The 24,267-nt window shown below is 46.1% G+C and carries 24 protein-coding genes, 5 tRNA genes and 1 other annotated feature; of the genes, 26 read left to right on the forward strand and 3 right to left on the reverse strand.

Annotated elements, in window-relative coordinates; genetic code table 11:
- Positions 1 to 102 precede the first annotated feature (102 nt).
- A complete protein-coding gene (gene radA, locus SCACP_RS01965; RefSeq protein WP_425059773.1) occupies positions 103 to 1,467 on the forward strand; it encodes a DNA repair protein RadA in 1,365 nt (454 codons plus the stop codon).
- Entirely contained in the window at positions 1,464 to 2,555 is a 1,092-nt protein-coding gene (gene disA, locus SCACP_RS01970; RefSeq protein ID WP_425059774.1) for a DNA integrity scanning diadenylate cyclase DisA, read from the forward strand. Before radA ends, disA begins: the two co-directional genes overlap by 4 nt.
- A 15-nt stretch (positions 2,556 to 2,570) precedes the next feature.
- Here disA and SCACP_RS01975 read toward each other — a convergent pair whose 3' ends face one another.
- The 3 genes from SCACP_RS01975 to SCACP_RS01985 form a co-directional block, all read right to left on the reverse strand.
- Positions 2,571 to 2,888 (reverse strand): stage II sporulation protein P, encoded by a 318-nt coding sequence (locus tag SCACP_RS01975; RefSeq protein ID WP_425059775.1) that lies wholly within the window; start codon positions 2,886 to 2,888, stop codon positions 2,571 to 2,573.
- A gap of 29 nt (positions 2,889 to 2,917) precedes the next feature.
- A complete protein-coding gene (spoIIP, locus tag SCACP_RS01980; protein ID WP_425059776.1) occupies positions 2,918 to 4,063 on the reverse strand; it encodes a stage II sporulation protein P in 1,146 nt (381 codons plus the stop codon).
- A gap of 125 nt (positions 4,064 to 4,188) precedes the next feature.
- A complete protein-coding gene (locus tag SCACP_RS01985) occupies positions 4,189 to 4,587 on the reverse strand; it encodes a DUF1573 domain-containing protein (RefSeq protein WP_425059777.1) in 399 nt (132 codons plus the stop codon).
- 309 nt (positions 4,588 to 4,896) lie between these two features.
- Between SCACP_RS01985 and SCACP_RS01990 the strand changes: the two genes are divergently transcribed.
- From SCACP_RS01990 to tuf, 24 genes are all read left to right on the forward strand, one after another.
- A complete protein-coding gene (locus SCACP_RS01990) occupies positions 4,897 to 6,021 on the forward strand; it encodes a PIN/TRAM domain-containing protein (protein ID WP_425061301.1) in 1,125 nt (374 codons plus the stop codon).
- Positions 6,022 to 6,079: 58 nt separating this feature from the next.
- Positions 6,080 to 7,258: a 2-C-methyl-D-erythritol 4-phosphate cytidylyltransferase gene (gene ispD / locus SCACP_RS01995; protein WP_425059778.1), complete on the forward strand. Its 1,179-nt coding sequence runs from the start codon at positions 6,080 to 6,082 to the stop codon at positions 7,256 to 7,258.
- Positions 7,259 to 7,338: 80 nt separating this feature from the next.
- Complete coding sequence (locus SCACP_RS02000) at positions 7,339 to 7,620, forward strand: hypothetical protein (RefSeq protein WP_425059779.1); 282 nt, start codon at positions 7,339 to 7,341, stop codon at positions 7,618 to 7,620.
- Between the two features lie 137 nt (positions 7,621 to 7,757).
- Positions 7,758 to 9,218, forward strand: a complete 1,461-nt coding sequence (gene gltX, locus SCACP_RS02005) for a glutamate--tRNA ligase (RefSeq protein ID WP_425059780.1) — start codon at positions 7,758 to 7,760, stop codon at positions 9,216 to 9,218.
- A gap of 65 nt (positions 9,219 to 9,283) precedes the next feature.
- Positions 9,284 to 9,499 (forward strand) — a binding site (T-box leader).
- On the forward strand, positions 9,499 to 10,221 hold the full coding sequence (gene cysE, locus SCACP_RS02010; RefSeq protein WP_425059781.1) for a serine O-acetyltransferase: 723 nt from the start codon (positions 9,499 to 9,501) through the stop codon (positions 10,219 to 10,221). It overlaps the preceding feature by 1 nt.
- Entirely contained in the window at positions 10,202 to 11,644 is a 1,443-nt protein-coding gene (gene cysS / locus SCACP_RS02015; RefSeq protein ID WP_425059782.1) for a cysteine--tRNA ligase, read from the forward strand. The genes cysE and cysS overlap by 20 nt, the downstream gene beginning before the upstream one ends.
- Entirely contained in the window at positions 11,641 to 12,132 is a 492-nt protein-coding gene (locus SCACP_RS02020; protein ID WP_425059783.1) for a Mini-ribonuclease 3, read from the forward strand. The genes cysS and SCACP_RS02020 overlap by 4 nt, the downstream gene beginning before the upstream one ends.
- A gap of 16 nt (positions 12,133 to 12,148) precedes the next feature.
- Entirely contained in the window at positions 12,149 to 12,829 is a 681-nt protein-coding gene (gene thyX, locus SCACP_RS02025; protein WP_425059784.1) for an FAD-dependent thymidylate synthase, read from the forward strand.
- 220 nt (positions 12,830 to 13,049) lie between these two features.
- Complete coding sequence (locus SCACP_RS02030) at positions 13,050 to 14,105, forward strand: HD-GYP domain-containing protein (RefSeq protein ID WP_425059785.1); 1,056 nt, start codon at positions 13,050 to 13,052, stop codon at positions 14,103 to 14,105.
- A 121-nt stretch (positions 14,106 to 14,226) separates the two neighbouring features.
- Complete coding sequence (gene rlmB / locus SCACP_RS02035) at positions 14,227 to 14,967, forward strand: 23S rRNA (guanosine(2251)-2'-O)-methyltransferase RlmB (RefSeq protein ID WP_425059786.1); 741 nt, start codon at positions 14,227 to 14,229, stop codon at positions 14,965 to 14,967.
- Positions 14,942 to 16,390, forward strand: coding sequence for a VanW family protein (locus SCACP_RS02040; protein ID WP_425059787.1), 1,449 nt, complete (start codon positions 14,942 to 14,944; stop codon positions 16,388 to 16,390). Before rlmB ends, SCACP_RS02040 begins: the two co-directional genes overlap by 26 nt.
- A 31-nt stretch (positions 16,391 to 16,421) precedes the next feature.
- A complete protein-coding gene (locus SCACP_RS02045; protein WP_425059788.1) occupies positions 16,422 to 16,940 on the forward strand; it encodes an NYN domain-containing protein in 519 nt (172 codons plus the stop codon).
- 175 nt (positions 16,941 to 17,115) lie between these two features.
- Positions 17,116 to 17,856 (forward strand): RNA polymerase sporulation sigma factor SigH, encoded by a 741-nt coding sequence (sigH, locus tag SCACP_RS02050; protein WP_425059789.1) that lies wholly within the window; start codon positions 17,116 to 17,118, stop codon positions 17,854 to 17,856.
- A gap of 84 nt (positions 17,857 to 17,940) precedes the next feature.
- A complete protein-coding gene (locus SCACP_RS02055; RefSeq protein WP_425059790.1) occupies positions 17,941 to 19,038 on the forward strand; it encodes a 6-phosphofructokinase in 1,098 nt (365 codons plus the stop codon).
- 91 nt (positions 19,039 to 19,129) lie between these two features.
- Positions 19,130 to 19,834, forward strand: a complete 705-nt coding sequence (locus SCACP_RS02060; RefSeq protein WP_425059791.1) for a DUF421 domain-containing protein — start codon at positions 19,130 to 19,132, stop codon at positions 19,832 to 19,834.
- Between the two features lie 217 nt (positions 19,835 to 20,051).
- Positions 20,052 to 20,174: an NUDIX domain-containing protein gene (locus SCACP_RS02065; protein WP_425059792.1), complete on the forward strand. Its 123-nt coding sequence runs from the start codon at positions 20,052 to 20,054 to the stop codon at positions 20,172 to 20,174.
- Between the two features lie 44 nt (positions 20,175 to 20,218).
- A complete protein-coding gene (locus SCACP_RS02070) occupies positions 20,219 to 21,019 on the forward strand; it encodes an undecaprenyl-diphosphate phosphatase (RefSeq protein ID WP_425059793.1) in 801 nt (266 codons plus the stop codon).
- A 97-nt stretch (positions 21,020 to 21,116) separates the two neighbouring features.
- Positions 21,117 to 21,578 carry a chemotaxis protein CheX gene (locus tag SCACP_RS02075; protein WP_425059794.1) on the forward strand — a complete coding sequence of 154 codons (462 nt, stop codon included), beginning with the start codon at positions 21,117 to 21,119 and terminating at the stop codon, positions 21,576 to 21,578.
- Positions 21,579 to 21,782: 204 nt separating this feature from the next.
- Positions 21,783 to 21,858 (forward strand) — tRNA-Thr (locus tag SCACP_RS02080).
- A 178-nt stretch (positions 21,859 to 22,036) separates the two neighbouring features.
- Positions 22,037 to 22,122, forward strand: a tRNA-Tyr gene (locus SCACP_RS02085).
- A 14-nt stretch (positions 22,123 to 22,136) separates the two neighbouring features.
- A tRNA-Met gene (locus tag SCACP_RS02090) sits at positions 22,137 to 22,211 on the forward strand.
- Positions 22,212 to 22,519: 308 nt separating this feature from the next.
- A tRNA-Thr gene (locus SCACP_RS02095) sits at positions 22,520 to 22,595 on the forward strand.
- Positions 22,596 to 22,602: 7 nt separating this feature from the next.
- Positions 22,603 to 22,679 (forward strand) — tRNA-Met (locus SCACP_RS02100).
- Positions 22,680 to 22,902: 223 nt separating this feature from the next.
- Positions 22,903 to 24,105, forward strand: coding sequence for an elongation factor Tu (gene tuf, locus SCACP_RS02105; protein WP_425059795.1), 1,203 nt, complete (start codon positions 22,903 to 22,905; stop codon positions 24,103 to 24,105).
- Positions 24,106 to 24,267 lie beyond the last annotated feature (162 nt).

Raw genomic sequence — 24,267 nt, forward strand, 5'->3', positions numbered from 1 at the left:
AAAAGCACTCTGATTGAGTGCTTTTTTCGCCGCGTAAGCCCACTAAACTTTGAAAAATCGCGGATGAATTTTGGGGATTTATTGCTGCAGAGGAGAATGTTTTTGTCTAGAGTTAAAACAAAGTTTGTCTGTCAGGAATGCGGATCAGAATCAAGCAAATGGCTTGGACGTTGCCCAGGTTGTGGTGAATGGAATACCATGGTGGAGGAAGTGGCGGTCAAAAAAAGTGAAATCCGTCTTACGGCAACTCCTGCTCCCAAACCGCGGCCAATTACTATGGTAGATACATCTGCTATGCCGCGCCTTTTAACAGGGGTTGGTGAGTTCGACCGGGTGTTGGGTGGGGGCATCGTGCCTGGGGCATTAGTGTTAATCGGGGGTGATCCGGGGATCGGTAAATCTACGCTGCTTCTGCAAGTGGCAGTAGGCATAGCCGATAAGTATGGCCCTGTTTTATACATAACTGGTGAAGAATCGGCTGCTCAAGTGAAATTAAGAGCTGAACGATTAGGTAAAATAAGTAATAATTTGTTAATTTTTACAGAGAATAATTTAGAGACTATTGTTCTGGAAGCTTTACATCATAAACCGGCCTTGGTTATTATTGATTCCATTCAAACCATGTATAGTCCGGAGATTCCGTCAGCTCCAGGCAGCGTAGGCCAAGTACGGGAGAGTACAAGTAAGCTCATGCGGTTTGCTAAAGATAGTGGCATTCCTACCGCCATAATCGGACATGTCACCAAAGAGGGCAATATTGCCGGGCCGCGTCTTTTGGAACATATGGTTGATGTTGTTCTGTATTTTGAGGGTGAGCGCAGCTATGCTTTCCGGGTCCTACGGGCTATTAAGAACCGGTTTGGCTCAACCAATGAAAGTGGTATTTTTTCCATGGAAGAAAGTGGCCTGGCCGAAGTGGCTAACCCTTCAGGACTGCTATTGGCCGAGCGGCCGCACGGAGTGCCCGGCTCAGTGGTGCTCGCCTATATGGAGGGTATTCGGCCGCTATTAATTGAAATTCAGGCTCTGGTCAGTACTACTTGTTTTGGGATGCCCCGCCGTATGGCTGCCGGATTTGACTATAACCGGCTAATACTATTAATGGCTGTGCTGGAAAAGCGGGTAGGGCTCATGCTTGCCAACCAAGACGCATATGTTAATGCTGTGGGTGGTTTTAAAATTGACGAACCGGCGGCTGATTTGCCGGTAGCGTTGGCCATAGCCTCCAGTTTTAGGAGCGTTGCTGTTGACTCCCATACCGTAGTAATGGGAGAAGTGGGTCTTACCGGCGAAGTGCGGATGATCAGCCGGGTTGAGGCGAGAATCGCCGAGGCAGCAGCACTCGGTTTTAAAAGGTTTGTAATTCCTGCTGGGAATCTGTCCGGTTCTAAGCTGGTCCGGACTGCAGGGCTTGATATCATTGGCGCTGCTAGTGTCAGCGAGGCCATGGAGGCGGTATTTGTATGATAAAAAATCGTGAGGAGCGTTCTGAACGGCTATGGGATGCTCGCTTTGTCAAAACCATGAAGACTTTAGCGCCAGGTACACCACTCAGAGACGGTTTGGAAAATATTCTTAGGGCTAAGATGGGGGCACTGGTACTGGTCAGTGATAACCAGACCGTGCTGGACATAGTTGATGGCGGCTTTGAACTTAATTCAGAATTTACACCGGCCGGTTTTTATGAACTGGCTAAAATGGATGGCGCTATTGTTTTATCAAATGATGGAAAGAGAATAATGTGCGCTAATGCCCAGCTTATGCCTGATCCCGGCATTCCTACTGCCGAAACAGGTACCCGCCATCGCACGGCTGAGCGGGTAGCCAAGCAGACCGGTGCGCTGGTTATCGCTATTTCGCAACGGCGTAACGTGATCACTGTATATCTTGGCAACCTTAGGTACACGCTTAAAGATATCCCAGTAATATTAAATCGTGCCAATCAAGCTCTTCAGACGCTGGAAAAGTATAAAAACGTACTTGAGAAGGGCCTTACCACACTTAGTGCCTTAGAGTTTGAAGACCTGGTGACTTTGTATGATGTGGCTACTGTGCTTATTCGTGCTGAACAGGTCAATCGTATCGCTAAAGAGATTGAGCGCCATATCATTGAATTGGGGACAGAAGGGCGACTTGTCAGCATGCAGATGGAAGAACTTATCCCTGATGTTGATGCTGCCGCCTTATTAATTAAAGATTACTGTAATACTGCTGATGCTAAAGATTACGAAACAGTGAGGGAGCAGATTGCCGTCTTGCCTGAAGAAAATCTTGATCCGTTGGCGATATGCCGGATATTGGGTTATGGCGTCAGCGTTAATGCCATGGACATTCCGGTTGTGCCGCGCGGATATCGGGTACTTAGGCAAATTCCCCGTTTGCCTTTATTAGTGGCTGAAAATTTGGTGGCCCACTTTAAGACCCTGCACCGTATTTATAACGCAAGTATTGCCGAGCTTGACGAAGTTGAAGGCATTGGTGAGGTACGGGCTAAAACAATAAAAGACGGTCTGAAGAGGGTACGCGAGCAGGCTCTCCTCGACCGCCATCTTTAATTACACGGCTCTGGGCTATTGCCGGCCGGCGTTTTTATATTGCTCCAGGTTTAAGTCTTCAACAAACCGGGCGTAAGCCTGGTTTCCTTCAACCTTGACAACCCGGTAGCGCTTGTTTTTCTCGCTGATAAGTTCATCACCAACACTAACGACTAATGGGACATACATAAGTGTTTCACCTGTGTCTTCATCCATTATGATATAGTAATCATAGACTTTTTGCGGAGCTTGTTCAGGTTTTTGCTGGACAGAGAATATGTTTAGGGGAATATAGTACGTGGCTCCGGCTGCAATGACAGTAACAAGGGCGAGGATACCGGCCAGTTTGGCCATACGGCGTATATTAAAAATAGAATCCCCTCCTATTCTTTGCGTTTGTTGCGTGGCCCCAAAAAGTTGGCGAATTCGTATTTTACAAAGCGTTTTAGTTTATTTTTAGCTTCTTGCCAACTGCCTGTGCTCAGATAAAGGTACGCGGACGCACCGACAATAACAGCAAGCACCATCCACAAGATATCATAGCCTGGACCGGCATCTGACGGTACAAAGGGGTCGCCACCGCCACCAGTGTCCATGGTTCCGCCCGCACTGGCTTGGGCAACACCGGCATTGCCGGTGTTGCCCAAAAACGACGGAACAACATCAGCGAATAAAGCCACGCTGCGCTCGGCGGCTTCTCGGTTATTATATTGGGTCCCGACTTCTAGTAATATTGCCCTGGGGTTTAAATCTTGATTATAATTGCCATGGGCGATAAATATACCTCGAATAAGGCCCCGGTATTTGGCGTCAGCTGCTGCTTTTATATTCCAGGCGTAGTTTTGGGTGGTTTTCCGGTTTTGGTTTTGCCGGCCGACCACTAAAAGGATTTTACTTACGTCCTGACCGTTAATAGTGGCTTTATACATTCTAAGCGGGGCGCTGTCGCGATGGATATCAAAGAGGGCTGTGGGTTGTTGTTTTAGCAGTTGCATCACTGTGCGGCGTGAACGATAATAGGCATTAGCGTCATGCGGGTCATGCAGGGTTTTGTCATGATTAACCTGGTAACCTAGTTCGTTCAGCCTCCTGGCAAAGGCGTCACCGACAAGCATTACCGAACCATTACCGCGTTCAGTCGGTTTGCCGTCATTAGGGATATACGATTCGTCCGTATGTGTATGGTAAATGGCAATGAGCGGCTTAGGAGCCTCTGGCGGCGGAGCTTGGACGGCAATGTCAGCGTTTGAGGTCATGCCAGAATAATTTTCAATAGTACGGCAACGAGCCAGTGTTCCTTCGACAGCTGTGATTTCATAAAGGATATTGTCTTCGTTGATATATTCATCTCCTGGATGGACTTCGTGACCGGTCTGCAGGACGATAACGCCATTATCGTCAATAACTGTCATATAACCGGAAGCGAGCTCGCCGCCAGGAACTGATTCGGCTGGGGCGGCAAGAACTGACAGACCGCTTAGGATTAACACCACTAATATATTTATTGTAATTCGCAGTAAAAAACGCATGTTTACCCCCCTTTTACCACTAGCATTCCCAGGGGAAAAATGTTTATGTAATAGGGACTACATGCAAAGTAACCGACGAATAAAAAACACAGCCTTAAACAAAGGCTGTGCGGTATAATGACGTGTTAGGACAAATGAAAAACGCCCAAGGTTTTCACATTCTTATACTCTCGTTGCATTACTTCATGGAGGCTAAGACCGGTAAGGTTACACAAAGCTGCAAGGTAAAACAGGCTGTGGCCCAGCTCTTTAGTTAGTACCTCCCGACACTGGGGGCAGGGTTCGCCTACAAGATGCGAAGACATATGATCTTTAAGATCACTATAAGAAACATCTGCAGGAACAGATTGGCGGGCAGCTGAAACTTGGATGCAGCCGCAGCCGGTAACTGCTTTGGCTACCGCTCGATTTACCCTGGCTGAAGCTTCTTGATATTTTGTTAACACATCAAGCACACTGCGGTGGCGGATTAAGTATTCATCTACAGCCGACTGAAAATCAAAACAACATTTATTATCATGCATGTTAGGTGCACCTCGCTTTGCCTTAATTATATAAACTCGCCTCCTAAGTTGTCAATGTATGGGTAAGAAAGCTGTACAATAATATTAGTACCGAATAATTAATCTAAATTATTGACAAAGCTTGATTGCACGTGCTAAAATATAAAATTTTGACAAGAACTTGATTTTTATGCTATACTAAAAACTAATATCGCCAAGATGCCTTCAGTGTGTCTAGACGTATTTTTTTATTAAAAATAGGGCATAATACAAATGTATTTCCACTTTTTGGGTTTATTAATTTTTATCGAAAGGAGGTAGACCAACGTGATTGATAAAACACTTAGAATAATTATTGTCATACTGGCGGCGGTTGGTGGACTTATGATAACCGACCGGATTATTCCACTCTTGGCTTCGGTAATCAGTGAGGAGTTTTTAAGGATCGGCGTATTCGGGGTTACTATGGCCACCATTCTCTCGTTTATCCTTGGTGGTTTGGCGGGTGGGGTGCTTGGTTTTTTGGTAGCTCCGATATTAATCAAGCATTTGTGGAACTTTACTTATTGGGTTGAAATTCGCTTAAACAAAATGCCTGGATATGATGTGCTGGCAGGTGTACTGGGGTTGGCTACCGGACTAATAATCTCTAATTTACTTGGATCGGCTTTTTTGCCTATTCCTATTGTTGGGAAATATGTCCCACTGTTACTGAGTATTATTCTAGGGTATCTAGGGATTAATGTTGCTATCCGTAAACGCGAAGAATTGTTTAACATGTTTTCTACATTGCCGGCATTGCCGTGGCTTAATCGCGATAGCAAGGAGCGTCCTAAAGACAAGGTTTCTGATGCTTGTCAAGCCAAGATACTTGATACCAGTGTTATCATTGACGGGCGCATTGCCGATATATGCAAAAGCGGGTTTGTTGAAGGCTTATTGATTATTCCGGTGTTTGTACTGGAGGAATTGCAGCATATTGCCGACTCTTCTGATTTGCTGAAACGTAATCGGGGAAGGCGCGGGCTTGACATTTTAAACCGCATGCAAAAAGAGCTTGCGCTTAATGTGCAGATTGATAACCGTGATTTTGAGGATATTGCCGAAGTCGATTCTAAACTTATCAAACTTGGTCAATTGCTGAAAGCCAAGATTATCACCAATGATTATAACCTTAACAAAGTAGCCGAACTTCAAGGGGTGCCTGTGCTCAACATTAATGAGCTGTCTAATGCTGTAAAGCCGGTAGTTCTGCCAGGTGAAGAAATGGTGGTGCATGTTGTTAAAGATGGTAAAGAATTTGGCCAAGGCGTAGCTTATCTTGATGACGGCACAATGATTGTGGTTGACGGTGGAAAAAAACATATTGGGGAAACGGTCGGTGTCTTAGTTACCTCGGTGTTGCAGACTGCTGCCGGGCGAATGATATTTGCCAAACCCAAAGCCATTATGTAGTTATACGCCTTCAAGCCTGTTAAGGCTTGGAGGCTTTTTGCAGCGGGGGGGAGACGAAATGGTTTCAGTAATTATTGCTGCCGCAGGACAGGGAAAAAGAATGGGGCGGGGAATGAACAAAGTTTTAATCCCGCTTTTGGGGAAACCGGTACTGGCCCATACCGTGATGGCCGCTAGTGCCGGTCAGAATGTAGATAATGTGATTGTAACGGCGGCGCCTGAGGAAATGGAGGTAGTTGTCAATCTGCTCACCGGGCTTAATTTGTCAGTATCTTGGCAGGTTGTTGCCGGTGGAAGTGAACGGCAGCATTCCATTGCCAATGCGCTTGCAGCAGTACCTGACAGTACTGAAATTATCGTGGTGCATGACGGTGCTCGTCCGCTAGTTGAACAAACCTTGTTTGACCAAGCTATCGCCATGGCGCGCCAGTACCGGGCGGCCATTGTAGCTGTGCCTGTCAAAAATACGATTAAATCGGCAGATGATGCCGGATGGGTAACCGGCACTCCGGATCGCCGCATGCTCTGGGCGGTTCAGACGCCACAAGCGTTTGAGGCAAGGCTGCTTAGGTCTGCTTATGAACAAGCGGCACACGATGGTTACTTGGGGACCGATGACGCCGCGCTAGTTGAACGGCTGGGTGCCAAAGTAAAAATTGTACCAGGCAGCTACCGTAATCTTAAAATTACTACTCCGGAAGATATCATTATTGCTGAAACACTGCTTGCTCATCGACAGGAGGCTACTGATGACATGATTCGCACTGGTATTGGTTATGATGTGCACAGATTGGTGGCTGGGCGCAAATTAATCTTGGGAGGAGTGGACATTCCCTATATGCTGGGGCTTGACGGACACTCTGATGCCGACGTGCTTTTGCACGCCATCAAAGACGCGCTGCTTGGCGCAGCGGCGCTGGGCGACATTGGCCGCCATTTTCCTGATTCTGACGGACGTTATAAAGGGATTTCCAGTCTTAGGCTACTGGCTGAAGTTCGTGATATATTGGCTAGACACGGCTATAAAGTTAATAATATTGACGCTACCATCGTGGCGCAAAAGCCTAAACTTGCCCCATACATAACGGAAATGAATAACAACATTGCCGGGGTTCTGGCCGTTGATAGCAGTCAGGTTAATGTCAAAGCCACTACTACTGAGGGGTTAGGCTTTACTGGACAGGGCGAAGGTATTGCCGCTTACGCTACAGCCACAATTAGAGCTGCTCGAGTTTAATGCCGAATTTGATTTTGCATAAAAGCCTGTCAATAGCACATATTATGAATGATAACATTGACATATTTGGAGGGCTGTTTATGCAGAAATCAATTAATAAATTAATCATTGCGCTTACGCTATTGACTGTGCTTATGTTATACCCATCCCAAGCTTTGGCGGCTGATTTCAGCTTTAATATAAATATTGTGCGTCAGGATGGGAGTACCTGCGGCGAACTATGGTTTAATGACAAGCTGGTGTGGCGGCTGGCAGTTCTGCCGGATGGGGCCAAGCCAGTGTCAGGCGGTGTTCGCGGTGCCAATACGACGCTGATTATTCCCGATATTGTCAATGGCATGTTTGTAGTTAAAGTTGAATGAACCAAGCGCGCTGCTGCCATAAACGGCGCGCTTTTTATTTGGTTTGTTTTGCATGCTGTCGTAGAATCTGCTAGAATATACAATGGTTGACCCTAATTGCCGCAATTTTTAAAAGTGTATGGAAGGAGTACATATATATGGAGCAAGAAGTTAGAGTGAGATTTGCGCCCAGCCCGACCGGGCCGTTTCATATTGGCGGCGCGCGGTCGGCGCTGTTTAACTGGTTGTTAGCCCGGAAGCAGGGGGGGAAGTTGATTTTGCGGATCGAAGATACCGATCTGGAACGCTCGACCCGGGAATCAGAGGAAAACATCAAGGCGTCGCTGCGTTGGTTAGGGATTGACTGGGATGAAGGTATCGACATCGGCGGTGAGTACGGTCCTTACCGCCAAACTGAGCGGCTTGATATCTACCGGGAGTATACTGAAAAACTGCTGGCTAGTGGACAAGCCTTTCACTGCTACTGTAGCGAAGAGGAACTGGAAGCCGAACGCCAGGAGCAGATGAATAAAGGGGAAACGCCCCGGTACTCCGGCCGCTGTCGCAATTTAAGCCAGGCTGACCGTGAGCGCTTTGTTGCTGAAGGCCGGAAACCTACTGTTCGCTTTCGCGTGCCGGAAAACCAACAAATTGTGTTCAAGGATATGGTGCGGGGAACGGTAAGTTTCGAATCTAATGGTATAGGTGATTTTGTTATTGTAAAATCAGACGGTATTCCGGTGTACAATTACGCCGTGGTGCTTGATGATGCGCTCATGAAAGTTACCCATGTCATTCGCGCTGAAGAACATTTATCGAATACTCCCCGTCAAATCCTAATATACCAGGCTTTGGGTCTGCCGTTGCCGCAGTTTGGTCATATTTCACTGATTTTAGGCAAAGACCGTACCAAGATGAGTAAACGGCATGGAGCAACTTCGGTTGAACAGTATAAAAACTTAGGTTATCTGCCTGAGGGTATTGTCAACTTCCTGGCACTCCTGGGATGGGCTCCTCCCGGTGAGCAAGAAATTTTTAGTGTAGAGGAACTTATCGAGAATTTTTCTATGGACCGGGTTGCCAAGAACCCGGCAGTATTTGATATTGATAAGCTCAATCATATTAATGCCCACTACATTAAGCAGGCCAGCCCGGAGGTTGTAACCGAACTGGCACTGCCACATCTTAAAGCTGCCGGCTATATTGGCGGCGAATTAACTGCCGGCCAAAGAGAATGGCTGGTAAAAGTAGTGGCCGAACTTCAAGGCTATATTAGTTATGCCGCCCAAATAACCGAACACATTGATGTTTTCTTTAATGATAATATTGATTTTGAAAATGAAGAAGCCCATGAAATTATGAGAGATGCCGACATCCCCCGGGTTATGGAGCTTTTTAAAAACAAGCTGGTTGAACTGGAACCCGTTGAACCGGACGGAGTAAAAGCCATTCTGAAAAGCATTACCAAAGAATTAAAACTGGGCGGCAAAAAAGTATTTATGCCTGTCCGCATTGCTGTTACCGGAAAAATGCACGGGCCCGAGCTTGTCAACCTCATCCCGCTTATCGGCAAAGAACGTACTCTGGCCAGAATGAACTCCTTGTTAGCTAAAATTTAGTATTCCTGTTGACACAGTCAAGCCGTCGTTAGTATAATTTATACATATACCCGATGTTAATACTCGGAAATGCGATGACCAGGAGAAGTATGCGTTCCCTTCCTCCAGAGAGGCGCCACCATCGGCTGTAAGTGGCGCTGGACAAGGTGCGCTGAAATGCGCCTGGGAGCAGGCCGGCTGAAAATTTAAGTAGGTCGTCCCGGCTGCTGCCGTTATTAGCATAAAGCCGGGGTATAATCAAATACCCAAGCAGAGTGGAACCGCGGGCCACCGTCTCTGTATGAGATGGTGGCTATTTATTTTTAGAGGAGGGTATAATATGTTCACTCGGATAAAAAAAGACATCCAAGTGGTATTTGAACGTGACCCTGCCGCCAAAAGTGTGCTTGAAGTTCTCTTATGTTATCCTGGGTTGCATGCTATTTGGTTGCACCGTATCTCGCATTATTTATTTAAACGCGGCTGGGTGCTTATACCACGCATGATTTGCTATTTTAACCGTTTATTAACCGGAGTAGATATACATCCGGGCGCAACAATTGGCGAAGGATTGTTTATTGACCACGCTACCGGCGTTGTCATTGGCGAGACGTGTGTGATTGGCAACAACGTTACTTTGTATCAGGGAGTAACTTTAGGAGGTACCGGTAAAGAAAAAGGCAAGCGCCATCCGACTATCGGCAATAATGTGGTTGTGGCCAGTGGTGCTAAAGTGCTGGGTTCATTTACTGTTGGTGACAACTCTAAAATTGGTGCCGGTTCGGTGGTGCTGCGCGAAGTCCCGCCCAATTCCACTGTTGTCGGTATACCGGGCAAAGTTGTCTGGCATGACGGCAAAAAGGTGGGGCGTGACGATATTGACAGCATTGACCTTGAACATGGTGATTTACCTGATCCTGTAGCAGAAATGCTTCTTTGTATGCAGCGAAATATGAAAAAGATGGAAGCGCGTATCAAACAGTTGGAAATGGAGCTGAGCAAGAATGAGTCTCAAGGTGTATAATACCCTGACTAAGCAGAAAGAAGAATTTGTGCCAATAACACCTGGTAAAATAAAAATGTATGTGTGCGGTGTTACCCCGTATAACCATCCTCATATCGGTAACGCCCGGCCGTTTATCACCTGGGATGTAATCCGCCGCTATCTTGAATACTCGGGCTATGAAGTGTACCACGTTCAAAACTTTACCGATGTGGATGATAAAATAATCAACACTGCTAAAGCCGAGCAAGTGACCTGGGATGTCATTGCTAACAGATATATTGCCTCCTATTTTGAGGTCATGGATAAACTTAATATTCGGCGGGCACATGTGTATCCCAGAGTCTCTGAACATATTCCGGATATTTTAGCCATGGTGAAAACTCTTGTTGATAAAGGGTATGCTTATGCTGTTGCCGGTGATGTTTATTATAGTGTCGAAAAATTTCCCGGCTATGGCAAGTTAAGTGGCCGTAGCCTTGACGACATGAAAGCCGGGGCGCGGGTAGATGTTGACGACCGGAAACGGCATCCAATGGATTTTGCTTTGTGGAAAAGTGCGAAACCGGGTGACCCGGCTTGGGACAGCCCATGGGGGCCGGGTAGGCCCGGCTGGCATATTGAATGCTCAGTAATGTCTTATAAATACTTGGGGGCGAGTTTCGATTTTCACGGTGGTGGCAGTGACCTTATTTTTCCCCATCACGAAAACGAAATTGCCCAGTCGGAGGCCTTCACCGGGATAGAACCCATGGTCCACTATTGGCTTCATAACGGTTTTATCACCGTGAATGAAGAAAAGATGAGTAAATCACTGGGAAATTTTTTTCTGGTTATTGATATATTAAAACACTTCCGCCCCGACGTGCTGAGATTTTTTATTTTGTCCACCCATTACCGGAGCCCGCTGGATTTTAGTGATGAACGCCTGGACGAAGCAGGACGCAGTCTGGAACGGTTAAAGACGGCTAAAGAAAACTTAAAGCACCTTGAAACTTTCCCGGCAGGCAGCACAAGCGCGGACTCTCAGATGTTAAGCAAAGCGGCTGCGGAAGCTATTGCTGAATTTGCTGCCGCTATGGACGATGACTTTAATACGGCATTGGCCATCAGTGTAATGTTTGGCTTGGCTAAAGAAATCAATATCTATCACAGCAAAGTAACTGGCGGCAAAGCTGAGGTAGATGCCTGTGCTGTGGCGGAGGCAGCCAAAGCCTATGGTCAAATGGCCGGCATTCTCGGTATTCTTTCTTGTGATGACGGGGCTGCCGGGGATGGCAATGCCGAACTGGTAAACGAGCTTATGAATATTATTATTGACATCAGGCAGGAAGCTCGGAAGAAAAAAGACTGGACTACAGCTGACCAAATTCGCGACAAACTGGCTGCAGTCGGCATTGTTCTCGAAGATACACCCCAGGGTGTAAGGTGGAAAAAACGGTGAACTTTGACCATTTTCAACAATTGGTAGCTAATTTTTTTACTATAAATGAAGCTGGGGAACTTTCCCCGGCTAAATATACTGATATGCATCCGGACCGGTTGCCGCCTTTAGTACTGGCATACATTGGTGATGCCTATTTTACCCTGTATGTGCGTACCAGGCTGCTTGGCTATGAACAGAATAAAGTGCGGGTACTCCATACTTTTGACGCCAAAATGGTGTCGGCAGTTATGCAGTCTAAAGCCGTTAAGGCGCTTGAAACTGGGTTAACACCCGAAGAAGCAGATATTGTACGGCGGGGACGGAATGCTAAATCAACAGTGCCCAAAAGCGCTTCCGTTGCCCAATACCGGTATGCTACCGGCTTTGAGGCCCTTATGGGGTATCTTTATTTACAAAAAAAATACGAACGGTTGTCACAAATTGTTGATAAGGCATTCGCCATTATTTCCCGGGAAATGACAATCATTGCCAAAAAAACTGAATGAGGGGGAGGCTATTGCCATGAAACTTAAGCTAATTAGATATACGCCTGAACCGGAAAGAACTGTGGCTATGTCAGCCCGTCTCTGTTATTCTGCCAGCGGTGCTGAAGATTTGGTAGAAACCATGTCTGACGAGCAGGTTGGCAAATTAATTGCTCAACTTCTCAATATGGGGCATTTATCAACATTCGAGCATGCAAGCTTTACTTTTGCTATAGAAGGCATTTCCCGCGTTCTGACACACCAGCTTGTACGTCACCGCATTGCGTCCTATTCCCAGCAGTCACAAAGATATGTATCCGAACATGGATTTGAGTATATTGTACCTCCGGCTATCGCCACCAACCCTGAAGCAAAGGCTAAATTTGATGCGCTTATGAGTCAAGTCCAAGAGACTTATGATGAACTGGTGAGGCTAGGGGTGCACAAGGAAGATGCGCGGTATGTACTGGCGAATGCTACTGAAACCAAGATAGTTGTAACAATGAATGCCCGGTCGCTGCTGCATTTTTTTGAAAAACGCTGCTGTCAGCGGGCGCAGTGGGAAATTCGTAACTTGGCTAATGCGATGCTGGCTGAAGTTAAAGCAGTAGCACCGCGGTTATTCGCTGGTGCCGGACCAGCGTGTGTGACCAGTGGTTATTGTCCGGAGGGGCAATTATCCTGCGGGCGGCTGGCAGGAATCCAGTTGTCTAAGTAGAACATATACATGTCATGTGCATATAACACAAAGTTTTAAATAATAGTTAGATTTGTCAAACCTAATAATGTTGATATATATGAAATCCAATAAAGATTTTTTTCTAGGCGTGTTGTTAGTAACGCTCCACCGCTGGCGCTTGACTTACGCTTATATTAACAACGCGCCTGTAAATCTTTATTGGATACTATATAGATGCTAGGAGTGGAGGTCTTGTACAGTGCGGCGTGTGCTTCGCGAAAATATTGAAGCAGGAATGAAGCTAGCTCAGCCGGTGTATGGAATCAACGGACAAGTAATTTTAAATAATGGTGTTGAGTTGACCGAATATCATATCTCCAGACTGATAGAACTGGATGTTAAATATATCTATATTGAAGGCCAATCTCTGCGTATTGACGCTAACGATGCGGCGGCGCAAAGTGCCAGGAATGAGATTGTCGTGAAAGCCCATCAAGCGCTTGAAGAAGTACGGGTGGGGAAATACATTCAAACAGATGCGCTAAAGAGCAAGGTACTCAAACTACTGGACGAATGCTGCATGCATAAAGAGATACAGCCGCTTTTTACCGCTATGCAGAACTATAATGATTATCTATTTAAGCATGCCGTCAGCGGCTATTTCTATGCGATGATGTTGGGGATAAGCCGGGGCATTGAAGGACCTCGCTTGCGGGACCTTGGCCTCGGCGCACTGCTCAGGGATGTCGGTATGATCGCCATTCCCCCTGAGATTATCAATAAACCGGGAGCATTGACAGCGGAAGAAATGGCTATTGTTAAAACACATACCGAAAAAGGGTATGAAATACAGCAGCGCAACCCTGATATTAGCCTGATAGCGGCCAATTGTGCTCTGCAGCACCATGAGCGTTATAACGGCAGCGGCTACCCGCGCGGGGCCAAGGAAAGTAGTATTCATGAATTTGCCCAGATTACGGCTATTGCCGATGTGTATTCTTCCATGACGGCAACTACACCCTACCGGAAGGCCTTGTCTGTTTATGATACACTTGCCATTATTGAAAAAGCGGGCGCAGAGTACTTTAATCCGGAACTCATTCGGCTTTTGGCAAGTAATGTGGCTGCTTATCCTCTTGGTGCGACTGTTCGTCTTAGTGATCAGTCAGTTGGAATTGTAAGTGACTATGCTGATGAGTCGGGAACGAAACCGGTTATTAATATTACTATGAATAATACCGGGAAACGCGTTAATAACACAATAATTGTGGACAGGGAAACAACCCCGGGTCTATATATTGCGGATGTCTCCTAGGATAAGTTGCAGTGCGGAACTACCGGACAAACGGCAGGATTATATTCTGCCGTTTTTTCATAATAATAAGAAAGACTTGGTCATGCCGGGTATAAGTTACTATATTTGAGGAGCGATAACAATGTCTGATGATGCCGAGATAATAGTAGGACGCAATAGTGTGATGGAAGCGCTTAAAGCCGGGCGCTCTCTTAATAAAATACTTGTCGCCAAAGGCGAACGTCAGGGTTCGGTGCGGGATATTATCGGTCAGGCCCGGGCGCAGGGATTGGTGGTGCAGGAGGTTGATGCTGCCAAACTTGATAAGATATCCGCCGGGGTTCGGCACCAGGGAGTGGTGGCACTGGCAGCGCCGGTGGCTTACGCCGATATTAACGATATTTTGTCTGTCGCCTATGAAAAAAATGAAGCACCGTTTTTGGTACTTCTGGATGAATTGAGTGACCCGCACAATGTTGGCGCAATTTTGCGCACTGCCGACGCCACCGGCGTTCATGGCGTACTAATCCCAAAACGGCGCAGTTGTCCGCTTACTCAGACGGTAGCCAAGACGTCGGCCGGGGCGGTAGAACATGTGCCGGTAGCCCGGATCGGTAATGTGGCGCAAACGCTCAAAAGTTTGAAAAAACGAGGACTCTGGGTAGTAGGAGCTGATATGGACGGAACCCAAAACTATTACGAAGCCGACCTTTCAGGGCCGGTAGTTATTGTTGTGGGCAGTGAAGGCGAGGGAATGGGGCGACTGACCAAGGAGGCTTGCGACTTTATCGTCAGAATACCTATGCGCGGACATATTACGTCACTAAACGCATCTGTGGCTTGCTCGCTGCTTCTGTATGAAGTTCTTAGACAAAGGGGATGAAACTAAAGTGAAACGCTGGGCGAACGTTGTTCTGGCAGTGGTAACTGGGCTGATGGGTGCAGCCGGTTTTTGGATGGTCCGACCGCTGTTTGTCGATACAGTTTATGACAGAGTAACAGTGTCTAACATCGAAATTGGCGGTAAAACCCGTGACGAAGTTGCCCAACTGCTCTATACCTGGCAGAAAGACCAGAAGGCCAAGCCCATACTGTTATACTATGGTGACATAACCTTTCGCCTTGAGCCTGAAAATATTGACTATGCTGTTGATTCTGAGGCAACTGCCGATGCTGCATGGCAGTTTGGCCGTCAAGGCTCATGGTGGGATCGATTAAAAATTATTCGTGCCGCCCGCATGGAGGGCTGGCCTATTCCGCTCAAAATCAAGTATAATGAGAATAAATTGGACACCATAATTGAACATTTGCAAGAGACGGTTAATCGCCCGCCGCATAATGCTACACTAAGCCTCAGGACAGGCCGTGTTGTGCCTGAAGAACAGGGCCGCGAAATTGATGTTGCTACGCTTAAGGAACTGGTGTTGGCTGCTCTTAACGATGTGGAGGGCGGTAACATTGCTTTGCCTGTCAAGCCGGTTTACCCTGAAATCACTACCGATGAGCTGGCGAAAAATGGAATCAAAGAACTTGTGGCTGTGTACACTAGTGAGTTTAATTCCGAGGATGTCAACCGGACGGCTAATGTTAAGCTGGCTGCTCAGAAAATTAATGGCAAACTTCTCTATCCCGGCCAGATTTTTTCTTATAACGATACTGTTGGGCCACGAGAAAAGTCGTTTGGTTTTAAAGAAGCTATGGAAATTATTAATGGAGAGTTTGTTCCCGGGGTAGGCGGTGGTGTGTGTCAGGTTTCATCGACGCTGTATAATGCTGTACTGCTGGCAGGCCTGGGCATTGTTGAGCGCACCAGCCATTCTAAGCCGTTGGCATATGTGCCGCTAGGGCGGGATGCTACTGTAGTCTATAATGCACTTGATTTTAAATTTATCAATAACAGCGCCGCACCGGTGATGGTTATGGCTGAGACAATCGGCAACAAGCTATATGTTGGTATATTCGGTCAGCGGACTCTTGATAAAAATATCGATATAGTGACAGTTGACCAGAAAATAATCCAGCCGTCGATTATAAAAAAAACGGATCCGGCCTTGCCATCGGGAGAGAGCAGGGTTGAAAAACCTGGTAAACCAGGATATGAGGTAACAGTTATCCGTATCATCCGCGATAATAACGGCAAAGAGTTAAAACGCGAAGTATTGTCGCGCGATAGGTATGCGCCGGACAACACTGTGATAAAAATGGGGCCGGATCCCAAACCTGTCCAAAGCGCCGGACAGGCTACAGCAGGGGCAATGAAACATCATCAGGGCTTTAAAGTTTCGAGCTTCACCGCCGAGCAGTAAAACGAAGATAGTGATGGGAGATTTTCTCTTAATGGATTTGTTAATTGTCGACGGCTATAATGTCATTAATGCCTGGCCTGAACTGATTGCCGTCAAAGATAATCTGGAGTACGCTCGTGATAAGCTTGTGGACATACTTAGCGAATATGGTGCATATAAAGGATATAGGACAATAATTGTATTTGATGCGCATATGGCCGCTGGTAAAAGTGTTAGTCAAACTACGGCCGGCTCCCTGGAGGTGATTTATACCCAAGAAGGAGAAACTGCTGACAGCTGCATTGAGAAAATGGTGTATTGCCTTGTCCGTCAAGGTGAACGTGTTTATGTTGTCACATCAGACTGGGCTGAGCAAATGTTTGTTTTAGGCGCCGGAGCATTTAGAATTTCAGCTCGTGAACTCAAAAATGATGTTGCCAGCATTAAACGCGAGATTAAGACAGAGATTTCTAAGCGAGTGTTGGCGCGGGACCGCCACGAACTTGGCAGCCGTCTGGGGAAGGATATCTTTAAACGCCTTGATGCTATGCGCCGTGATGGGCTTGACTAACTTTGCGCTAACAGGTATAATTTATTTTGACAAGACATGTACTCATACGACGGCACTAATCCTTTAGTGCACTTTTATTTTTTTTCAAGTGGTGTTAAATGGCCGTTTGCAAAAAATAAAGCAATGGATTGGCCGTTTATAGACAGCAAAATAAAAACTAGTTGGGGGCGATGCGATGCGGGTTAATACTCAACGCGATCTGTATAGTTGTTTTGACAACTTAACTGATGAAGAAATAGTATTCGACGCCAAAGATAATGACAATACGGTCGCTCTGGAGTATTTGATTAATAAATATCGCAACTTTGTGCGGGCTAAAGCCAGATCATATTTTTTAATCGGCGCTGAGCGTGAAGACATTATCCAGGAAGGTATGATCGGTTTATACAAAGCTATTCGAGATTTCCGCAATGACAAGCTCTCATCGTTTCGGGCGTTTGCAGAACTGTGCGTAACACGGCAAATTATTACCGCCATTAAGACGGCAACTCGGCAGAAGCATATTCCTTTGAACTCATACGTTTCTTTAAATAAACCCATTTACGACGAAGATTCTGATCGTACGCTTCTGGACGTGCTGTCCGGTTCTAAGGTAACTGATCCGGAAGAATTGGTAATCAGCCGTGAAGAATTTGTCGATATTGAAGAAAAAATGGGCGAAATTTTAAGCGACCTGGAGTGGAAAGTGCTCATGTCGTACCTTGATGGCAAGTCCTATCAGGAAATCGCCGTTGAACTCGACCGGCATGTTAAGTCGATTGATAATGCGTTGCAGCGGGTGAAACGCAAGCTGGAGCGCTATTTGGAAAATCGTGGCGAAGACAGCGACATTCGCGGTATGTATAAAGGTCTTACCGGCCTTAATAAAGACGCTTCAGTTGATTTGGCTGACTATAGCGAAACCTATGACGAATAATGCTGCATGAAATGACACCTTTAGCCGGTGTCATTTTTATGTATTTACTCATCAGTTACGTATAATAAATACTGAGGTGATTAAATGCCTAATGCAAACAAGGTAAAAACAATTGCTGTACTTACAGGAGGTGGCGACGCACCCGGACTTAATGCTGTTATCCGCGCGGTTGTACGGACAGCGCTTGGTCATGGACTTAAAGTCTGGGGAATAAAAAATGGTTTTGGCGGTATGGTCGAAAACCAATTTATTGAACTGACTGATAGCAGTGTTGCCGGCATTTTGCCGCGTGGCGGTACTATGCTGGGTACGACCAATCGCGATAATCCTTTTAATTATCCGCAAACGGAAGGTGGCCAAGTTGTTTATAAAAATATGTCCGCCCAGGCATTAGATAACCTTCGGCGCGCAGATATCGAAGCTTTGGTAGTTATTGGCGGCGACGGCAGCCTGCGCATTGCTTCGGAATTTTACCAGCTAGGCTTGCCGGTAGTGGCTGTGCCTAAAACGATTGACAATGATATACCGGGGACCGAGCGTACCTTTGGGTTTGATACGGCAGTTACGGTAGCTACCGATGCTCTTGACCGGTTGCATACTACTGCCGAATCGCATCATCGGGTCATGGTACTTGAAGTTATGGGCCGTTATGCCGGTTGGATTGCACTGCATGCCGGTTTGGCTGGCGGTGCCGATTGCATTTTAATTCCGGAGATACCATTTAAATTGGACTCGGTTATTGCTAAAATAAAAGAACGCCAGCAACGTGGCCGCCAGTTCAGTCTTATCGTTATTGCCGAAGGTGCATATCGTGAAGGTGGGGAAATGTCCGTATCGTTTATTGTTGAAGGCAGCCATGAGAAAATTCGGTTGGGCGGCGCTGGCGAAAAGCTGGCCCGGGAGATCGAGAAACTTACCGGTGTTGAATCTCGCTGTACTGTGCTTGGGCATGTTCAGCGTGGTGGCAGTCCAACAGCATTTGATCGTGTTTTGTCTACCCGTTATGGCGTGGCGGCGGTCGAATGTATATTTGACGGTGCGTTCGGCAACATGGTGGCGTTGCAGAAAAACCGGATTATTCGTGTACCTATTACTGAAATTGCCGGTCAGGCAAATAACGTTACCTTGGATAATGAGCTTTTAAAAGCAGGTCGGGCCATTGGTATTTGCTTTGGTGACTAAAAGTGTTGCCAACTGGTAATACTACCTGGAAACCAAAGATTTTGAAACACCTATGGGCTGGTTGGCATGTTGGCCTATGCGGAGGGGTTCGATGGAAACATTAGGAATTACTCTGTTCCGGGTAGTCACAGGTATGGGCGTACTGTTAATCGTTATGTTGGCTATTGGTCGCCGGCAGTTAGGGGAGTTTAGTCCGTTTGATTTTATAATTTCCATAACGATCGGTGCCATAGCCGGCGCACTTATCGTTGATCACCGGATTGACCTTATAAGTGCTCTGCTGGCCATTGTAGCGCTAGGTGTGATGCAAATTTTGTTTAGTTGGCTAACTATTAAAATTCGTCCGTTTAATTATAAATTAAATTTTAAACCGCTGCTAATGGTAGAAAACGGCCAAATCATCAAAAAAAATCTGCGTAAAGTGCGCATGCCGGTAGAAACTTTGTTGCAACTTTTAAGAGAAAAAGACGTATTTGATATTACCACAGTAGAACTTGCTATCTTGGAACCTCACGGTAAATTAAGTGTACTGAAAAAAGCCGAACACTTGCCGATAACGCCAGGTCAGGTCGACTTTAGCGTGAGTCCCAACACCATTCTGGTCCCTGTAATCCTGGAAGGTAAATTGCAGGAAAATGCGTTAACCGATATGGGATTTTCAGCGCGGCAGATTGAAGAATTCCGTCGTCAGCACCAGAAAAGTATTCACAATGTCTTTGTCGCTTTTATGGACCAAAACAAAAAATTGCATGTTGTTAATGATGCTGCTCGGGAACAGGGTGCGTTTTTGCACTGAAAACCCCGGGCTTTAATTTACCCGAGAATAATAACCGCTATGTTAGTTGCTTTCTTTATCTCAATTAAATTTTTGTAAATTGTACAAAAAAATTAGTCGAAATATGGTAGAATAGTAGCATCGCCCTAGGTGGATAAGGAGGTTGGCATGAGAAAACAGCGGTTCAATTTTTGTCCTAAGTGCGGCGGGTGATTACGCTATCGCCGGGTAGGCGGGCGTGAGCGCTTACTGTGTGGCCAGTGGGCGTCGTTCTCCGTCCGCCAGTTATCCAGGGTTATGGTGCATACCGTGCGGCTATGTGGAATATAATGAAGATATCCGCGATGCTGTCAGGCGATAAATATGCTCAAAGCGGATAATAGCAATTGATGAGGAAGTGACCATATGAGCGAGAATATAATTGCGGTAATTATTGGTATTGTGGAAGGGTTAACTGAATTTTTACCTATTTCCTCCACCGGACATATGATTTTAGTCGGTTCACTCTTGGGGTTTGAGGGCGAAAAAGCCAGTGTATTTGAAGTATTTATCCAGTTGGGGGCTATTTTATCAGTATTTATTTTATACCGGGACAAGTTTTTTGAAATGTTAAGACCCAGGCCAATTAATATTTACAGTGGCAGATTGACGGTAATGCATGTTTTGGCCGGCATCATACCGGTTATGGGAGTGGGCTTTGTCTTGCATAAGCCAATAAAGACTTATTTGTTTTCACCTTATACCGTTATCATCGGATTGATAGCTGGTGCTATTCTTATGTTGGTGGCCGAAAAAACCTGTAAGCGTCCGGTAACTCGCGACGTTGACCACATGACGGTAAAACAGGCGCTTGTGGTTGGGTTGTTTCAAATTTTATCGTTGTGGCCGGGTTTCTCCCGCTCAGGCTCAACTATTGCCGGTGGTCTGTTTTTGGGTATGAGCCGCAAGGCGGCTGCGGAGTTTTCCTTTATTATTGCAGTGCCGCTGATGCTGGTAGCTTGCGTTTATGATTTGTTGAAGATTTGGAACACGCTGAGTATGGATGACTTTACTATGATTATAATTGGGTTTGTTGTTGCGTTTATAACTGCGTATTTATCAATAGTATGGTTTTTGCGGTTTCTTAATAACTCGACGCTGGCATCTTTTGCCTACTACCGTTTTGTAGTAGCTGGTTTGGCATATTATTATTTTTTTCTGCGGTAAAATAATAACAAAATAGCGACGGGAGTGTGCGAAGCATTATAAATTGGGGATTTATATAAAGTAGTTATACCTCATTATGGGGGGAGGCAATGTTATTTTGGATGCTAAACTAATTAATCCGTTTTTAGAAGCTGTAACATTAATTCTGCCACAACTGGGTTTTAAAGAAGTCAGCCATGGTGGATTGGCTGTAAAAGAACAAATTGTAGCAAGTCACGGTGTTACTGTTCTCATTGGCATGACTAAAGGAGTTAGAGGCAATGTGGCGTATAACATGACGGTAGACACTGCCAGGAAGCTTGCCTCTACGATGATGATGGGCATGCCGGTAGCCGAAATTGATGAAATGGCGCAAAGTGCCATCTCTGAAATGGTCAACATGGTTACTGCCAATGCGGCCATAACTTTTGAAAAACAGGGCTTGGATGTCGATATTTTACCGCCAAGTATTGTGGTTGGTTCGGAATATACTGTACGGGTAAGCAATAATAAATATCTGGTACTCAATTTGATGATCGACTCAGAACCTATTGAACTTAACATCGGATTAGCTTCATAACAACATTTACCAGCCGGACAAGCTTTACAAAGTTATTGGCTTATGATAACATTATGACTCATCAGGCGGTAATGCCTAACGTTAAGTAAATGGGCAGGCGCTAAAAATTTTTAGTTAAAATAACCAATGAAAAAGATGTTGACATTGTATGAAGGTTATTATATAATAAATTTCGTCACTGAGACTAGGTGATCAAAAGGAGATGCTGGCGTAGCTCAATAGGTAGAGCAGCTGACTTGTAATCAGCAGGTTGGGGGTTCAATTCCTCTCGCCAGCTCCATAAGCAGCGAACCAAGTTGTCGCGAGCCGATAGGCGAAGTGAGAACTTGTATGAGTCGCTTAGTTCCGAACGTAGTGATAAGCAGAGAGCCCAAGAAGACGAGCCGAGAGGCGAAGGCTGATTGGTGCGAATCGCTTAGTTCCGAACGTAGTGAGGAACATCCATAAAAAGCAAATCTGGAGGGATTCCCGAGTGGCTAAAGGGAGCAGACTGTAAATCTGCCGTCTGACGACTTCGGTGGTTCGAATCCACCTCCCTCCACCAAGACATCCAAACATCGCGGGGTGGAGCAGTGGTAGCTCGTCGGGCTCATAACCCGAAGGTCGCAGGTTCAAGTCCTGTCCCCGCAACCAAGTTAAATGAGCCGCTTTATAAAATTCAGGCCTGAATTTATAAAGCGCTGCATATAAAGATACGAATTATTGTCTGCGACAAGTTAAGTATTGTCATTCATCCGTAAATCGGCTTAGTGGTTGAGAAGTGTCCAAGTGTTAGGCGCGGCGAGTGTGCGGTGGGTATTGCACTTGAAGTACATGGAGGAAGCGCGCAGAGGAGTAATGACACCGCTGTATATGTGACTGTGAGACAGCAGTCTGATGCGGACGGACGTATTGTAACAGCATTGCAGAGATGGACGTTAATAAGCCGTTTTGCGATTCGTGCTGGTGTAGCTCAGTCGGTAGAGCGTATCCTTGGTAAGGATAAGGTCACCGGTTCAATCCCGGTCACTAGCTCCATTCATACGGCGGCGTAGCTCAGTTGGCTAGAGCATGCGGTTCATACCCGCAGTGTCCGGGGTTCAAATCCCTGCGCCGCCACCAATCAAAAATTAACCTTGCAAATATTATGTGCAAGGTTTTTTTATTTTTTACTATACTATATAGCAGGATTTTTGTATATTAGCTAGAATAATCTAGCTTTGTAAAAAGATGCATATTAAAGAGTGTTTATGCTAATACATAAGAAAGACTTGGCTTGTGCTAAGTTCCCAATGAACAAATGCGCTAATGCACTAATGCGATAATAAGGGAGGCTATTAATTCAATGGCTAAGAAAAAGTTTGAAAGAAACAAACCGCACGTTAACATTGGAACCATCGGTCACGTTGACCATGGCAAAACTTCACTGACAGCTGCTATCACCCTGACCCTCTCCAAACACGGCGGCGCCGAGTTCATGGCGTATGACCAAATCGACAAAGCGCCGGAAGAAAGAGAGCGCGGTATTACCATCAACACCGCTCACGTTGAGTATGAAACCGAAAAGCGTCACTATGCGCACGTTGACTGCCCGGGCCACGCTGACTACGTTAAAAACATGATCACCGGCGCCGCCCAGATGGACGGTGCAATTCTGGTAGTATCGGCTGCTGACGGCCCTATGCCGCAAACCCGTGAACATATCCTGCTGTCCCGCCAAGTAGGCGTACCGGCCATGGTTGTCTTTTTAAACAAAGCTGACCTGGTTGATGACGCTGAACTTATGGAACTGGTAGAAATGGAAGTTCGTGAACTGTTATCCAGCTACGAATTCCCGGGTGACGACATCCCGGTAGTATCCGGTTCTGCCGTTCAAGCCTTAAACTGCGGCTGCGCTAAACGGGAATGCCAATGGTGCGGCAAAATCCATGAACTGATGGACAAAGTTGACGAATACATTCCGACTCCGGAACGTGATACCGACAAAACCTTCCTGATGCCGGTAGAAGACGTATTTACCATTACCGGTCGTGGAACAGTTGCTACCGGCCGTGTGGAGCGCGGCGTAGTAAAAGTCGGGGATACCGTTGAAATCGTAGGTATGACGGAAAAACCGAAATCCACGGTAGTAACCGGCGTAGAAATGTTCCGCAAGCTGTTAGACCAAGCAGTGGCCGGCGACAACATCGGCGCCCTGCTCCGTGGTGTAGAGCGTAAAGAAATCGAGCGCGGTCAAGTATTGGCAAAGCCTGGTACAATAAAACCGCATACCAAATTCAAATCCGAAGTATACGTACTGTCCAAAGAAGAAGGCGGCCGTCACACCCCGTTTTTTAACGGCTACCGTCCGCAGTTCTACTTCCGGACAACCGACGTAACGGGTGTAGTTAGCCTGCCGGAAGGCGTAGAAATGGTAATGCCTGGCGATAACATCCAAATGAACATTGAGCTTATCACTCCGATAGCCATCGAAGAAGGCCTGCGGTTTGCTATCCGTGAAGGCGGCCGTACTGTGGGCGCCGGTGTTGTAACCGCTGTTGTTGAGTAACAGACAAAATCCGGGCATCTATTACAAAAATTGTATAAATTAAGTTTTATAAGGTATAATAAATAGAGCGGGGGTATAACCCCTGCTTTATTTATTGACATACCCGAGCATGTGGGCTATTGACACGCTGATATAATTGTGATAAATTATATTAGTGACATT

The sequence above is a fragment of the Sporomusaceae bacterium ACPt genome (genome assembly GCA_041428575.1).
Taxonomy (GTDB): Bacteria; Bacillota; Negativicutes; order Sporomusales; family Sporomusaceae; genus Sporomusa_D; species Sporomusa_D carbonis.

Coding starts and splice junctions, on each gene's coding strand:
- disA (WP_425059774.1), top strand. CDS start 1,464: ATGATAAAAAATCGTGAGGAGCGTTCTGAACGGCTATGGGATGCTCGC.
- SCACP_RS01975 (WP_425059775.1), bottom strand. CDS start 2,888: ATGGCCAAACTGGCCGGTATCCTCGCCCTTGTTACTGTCATTGCAGCC.
- spoIIP (WP_425059776.1), bottom strand. CDS start 4,063: ATGCGTTTTTTACTGCGAATTACAATAAATATATTAGTGGTGTTAATC.
- SCACP_RS01985 (WP_425059777.1), bottom strand. CDS start 4,587: ATGCATGATAATAAATGTTGTTTTGATTTTCAGTCGGCTGTAGATGAA.
- ispD (WP_425059778.1), top strand. CDS start 6,080: ATGGTTTCAGTAATTATTGCTGCCGCAGGACAGGGAAAAAGAATGGGG.
- SCACP_RS02000 (WP_425059779.1), top strand. CDS start 7,339: ATGCAGAAATCAATTAATAAATTAATCATTGCGCTTACGCTATTGACT.
- gltX (WP_425059780.1), top strand. CDS start 7,758: ATGGAGCAAGAAGTTAGAGTGAGATTTGCGCCCAGCCCGACCGGGCCG.
- cysE (WP_425059781.1), top strand. CDS start 9,499: ATGAGATGGTGGCTATTTATTTTTAGAGGAGGGTATAATATGTTCACT.
- cysS (WP_425059782.1), top strand. CDS start 10,202: ATGAGTCTCAAGGTGTATAATACCCTGACTAAGCAGAAAGAAGAATTT.
- thyX (WP_425059784.1), top strand. CDS start 12,149: ATGAAACTTAAGCTAATTAGATATACGCCTGAACCGGAAAGAACTGTG.
- rlmB (WP_425059786.1), top strand. CDS start 14,227: ATGTCTGATGATGCCGAGATAATAGTAGGACGCAATAGTGTGATGGAA.
- SCACP_RS02040 (WP_425059787.1), top strand. CDS start 14,942: ATGAAGTTCTTAGACAAAGGGGATGAAACTAAAGTGAAACGCTGGGCG.
- SCACP_RS02045 (WP_425059788.1), top strand. CDS start 16,422: ATGGATTTGTTAATTGTCGACGGCTATAATGTCATTAATGCCTGGCCT.
- sigH (WP_425059789.1), top strand. CDS start 17,116: ATGCGGGTTAATACTCAACGCGATCTGTATAGTTGTTTTGACAACTTA.
- SCACP_RS02055 (WP_425059790.1), top strand. CDS start 17,941: ATGCCTAATGCAAACAAGGTAAAAACAATTGCTGTACTTACAGGAGGT.
- SCACP_RS02060 (WP_425059791.1), top strand. CDS start 19,130: ATGGAAACATTAGGAATTACTCTGTTCCGGGTAGTCACAGGTATGGGC.
- SCACP_RS02070 (WP_425059793.1), top strand. CDS start 20,219: ATGAGCGAGAATATAATTGCGGTAATTATTGGTATTGTGGAAGGGTTA.
- tuf (WP_425059795.1), top strand. CDS start 22,903: ATGGCTAAGAAAAAGTTTGAAAGAAACAAACCGCACGTTAACATTGGA.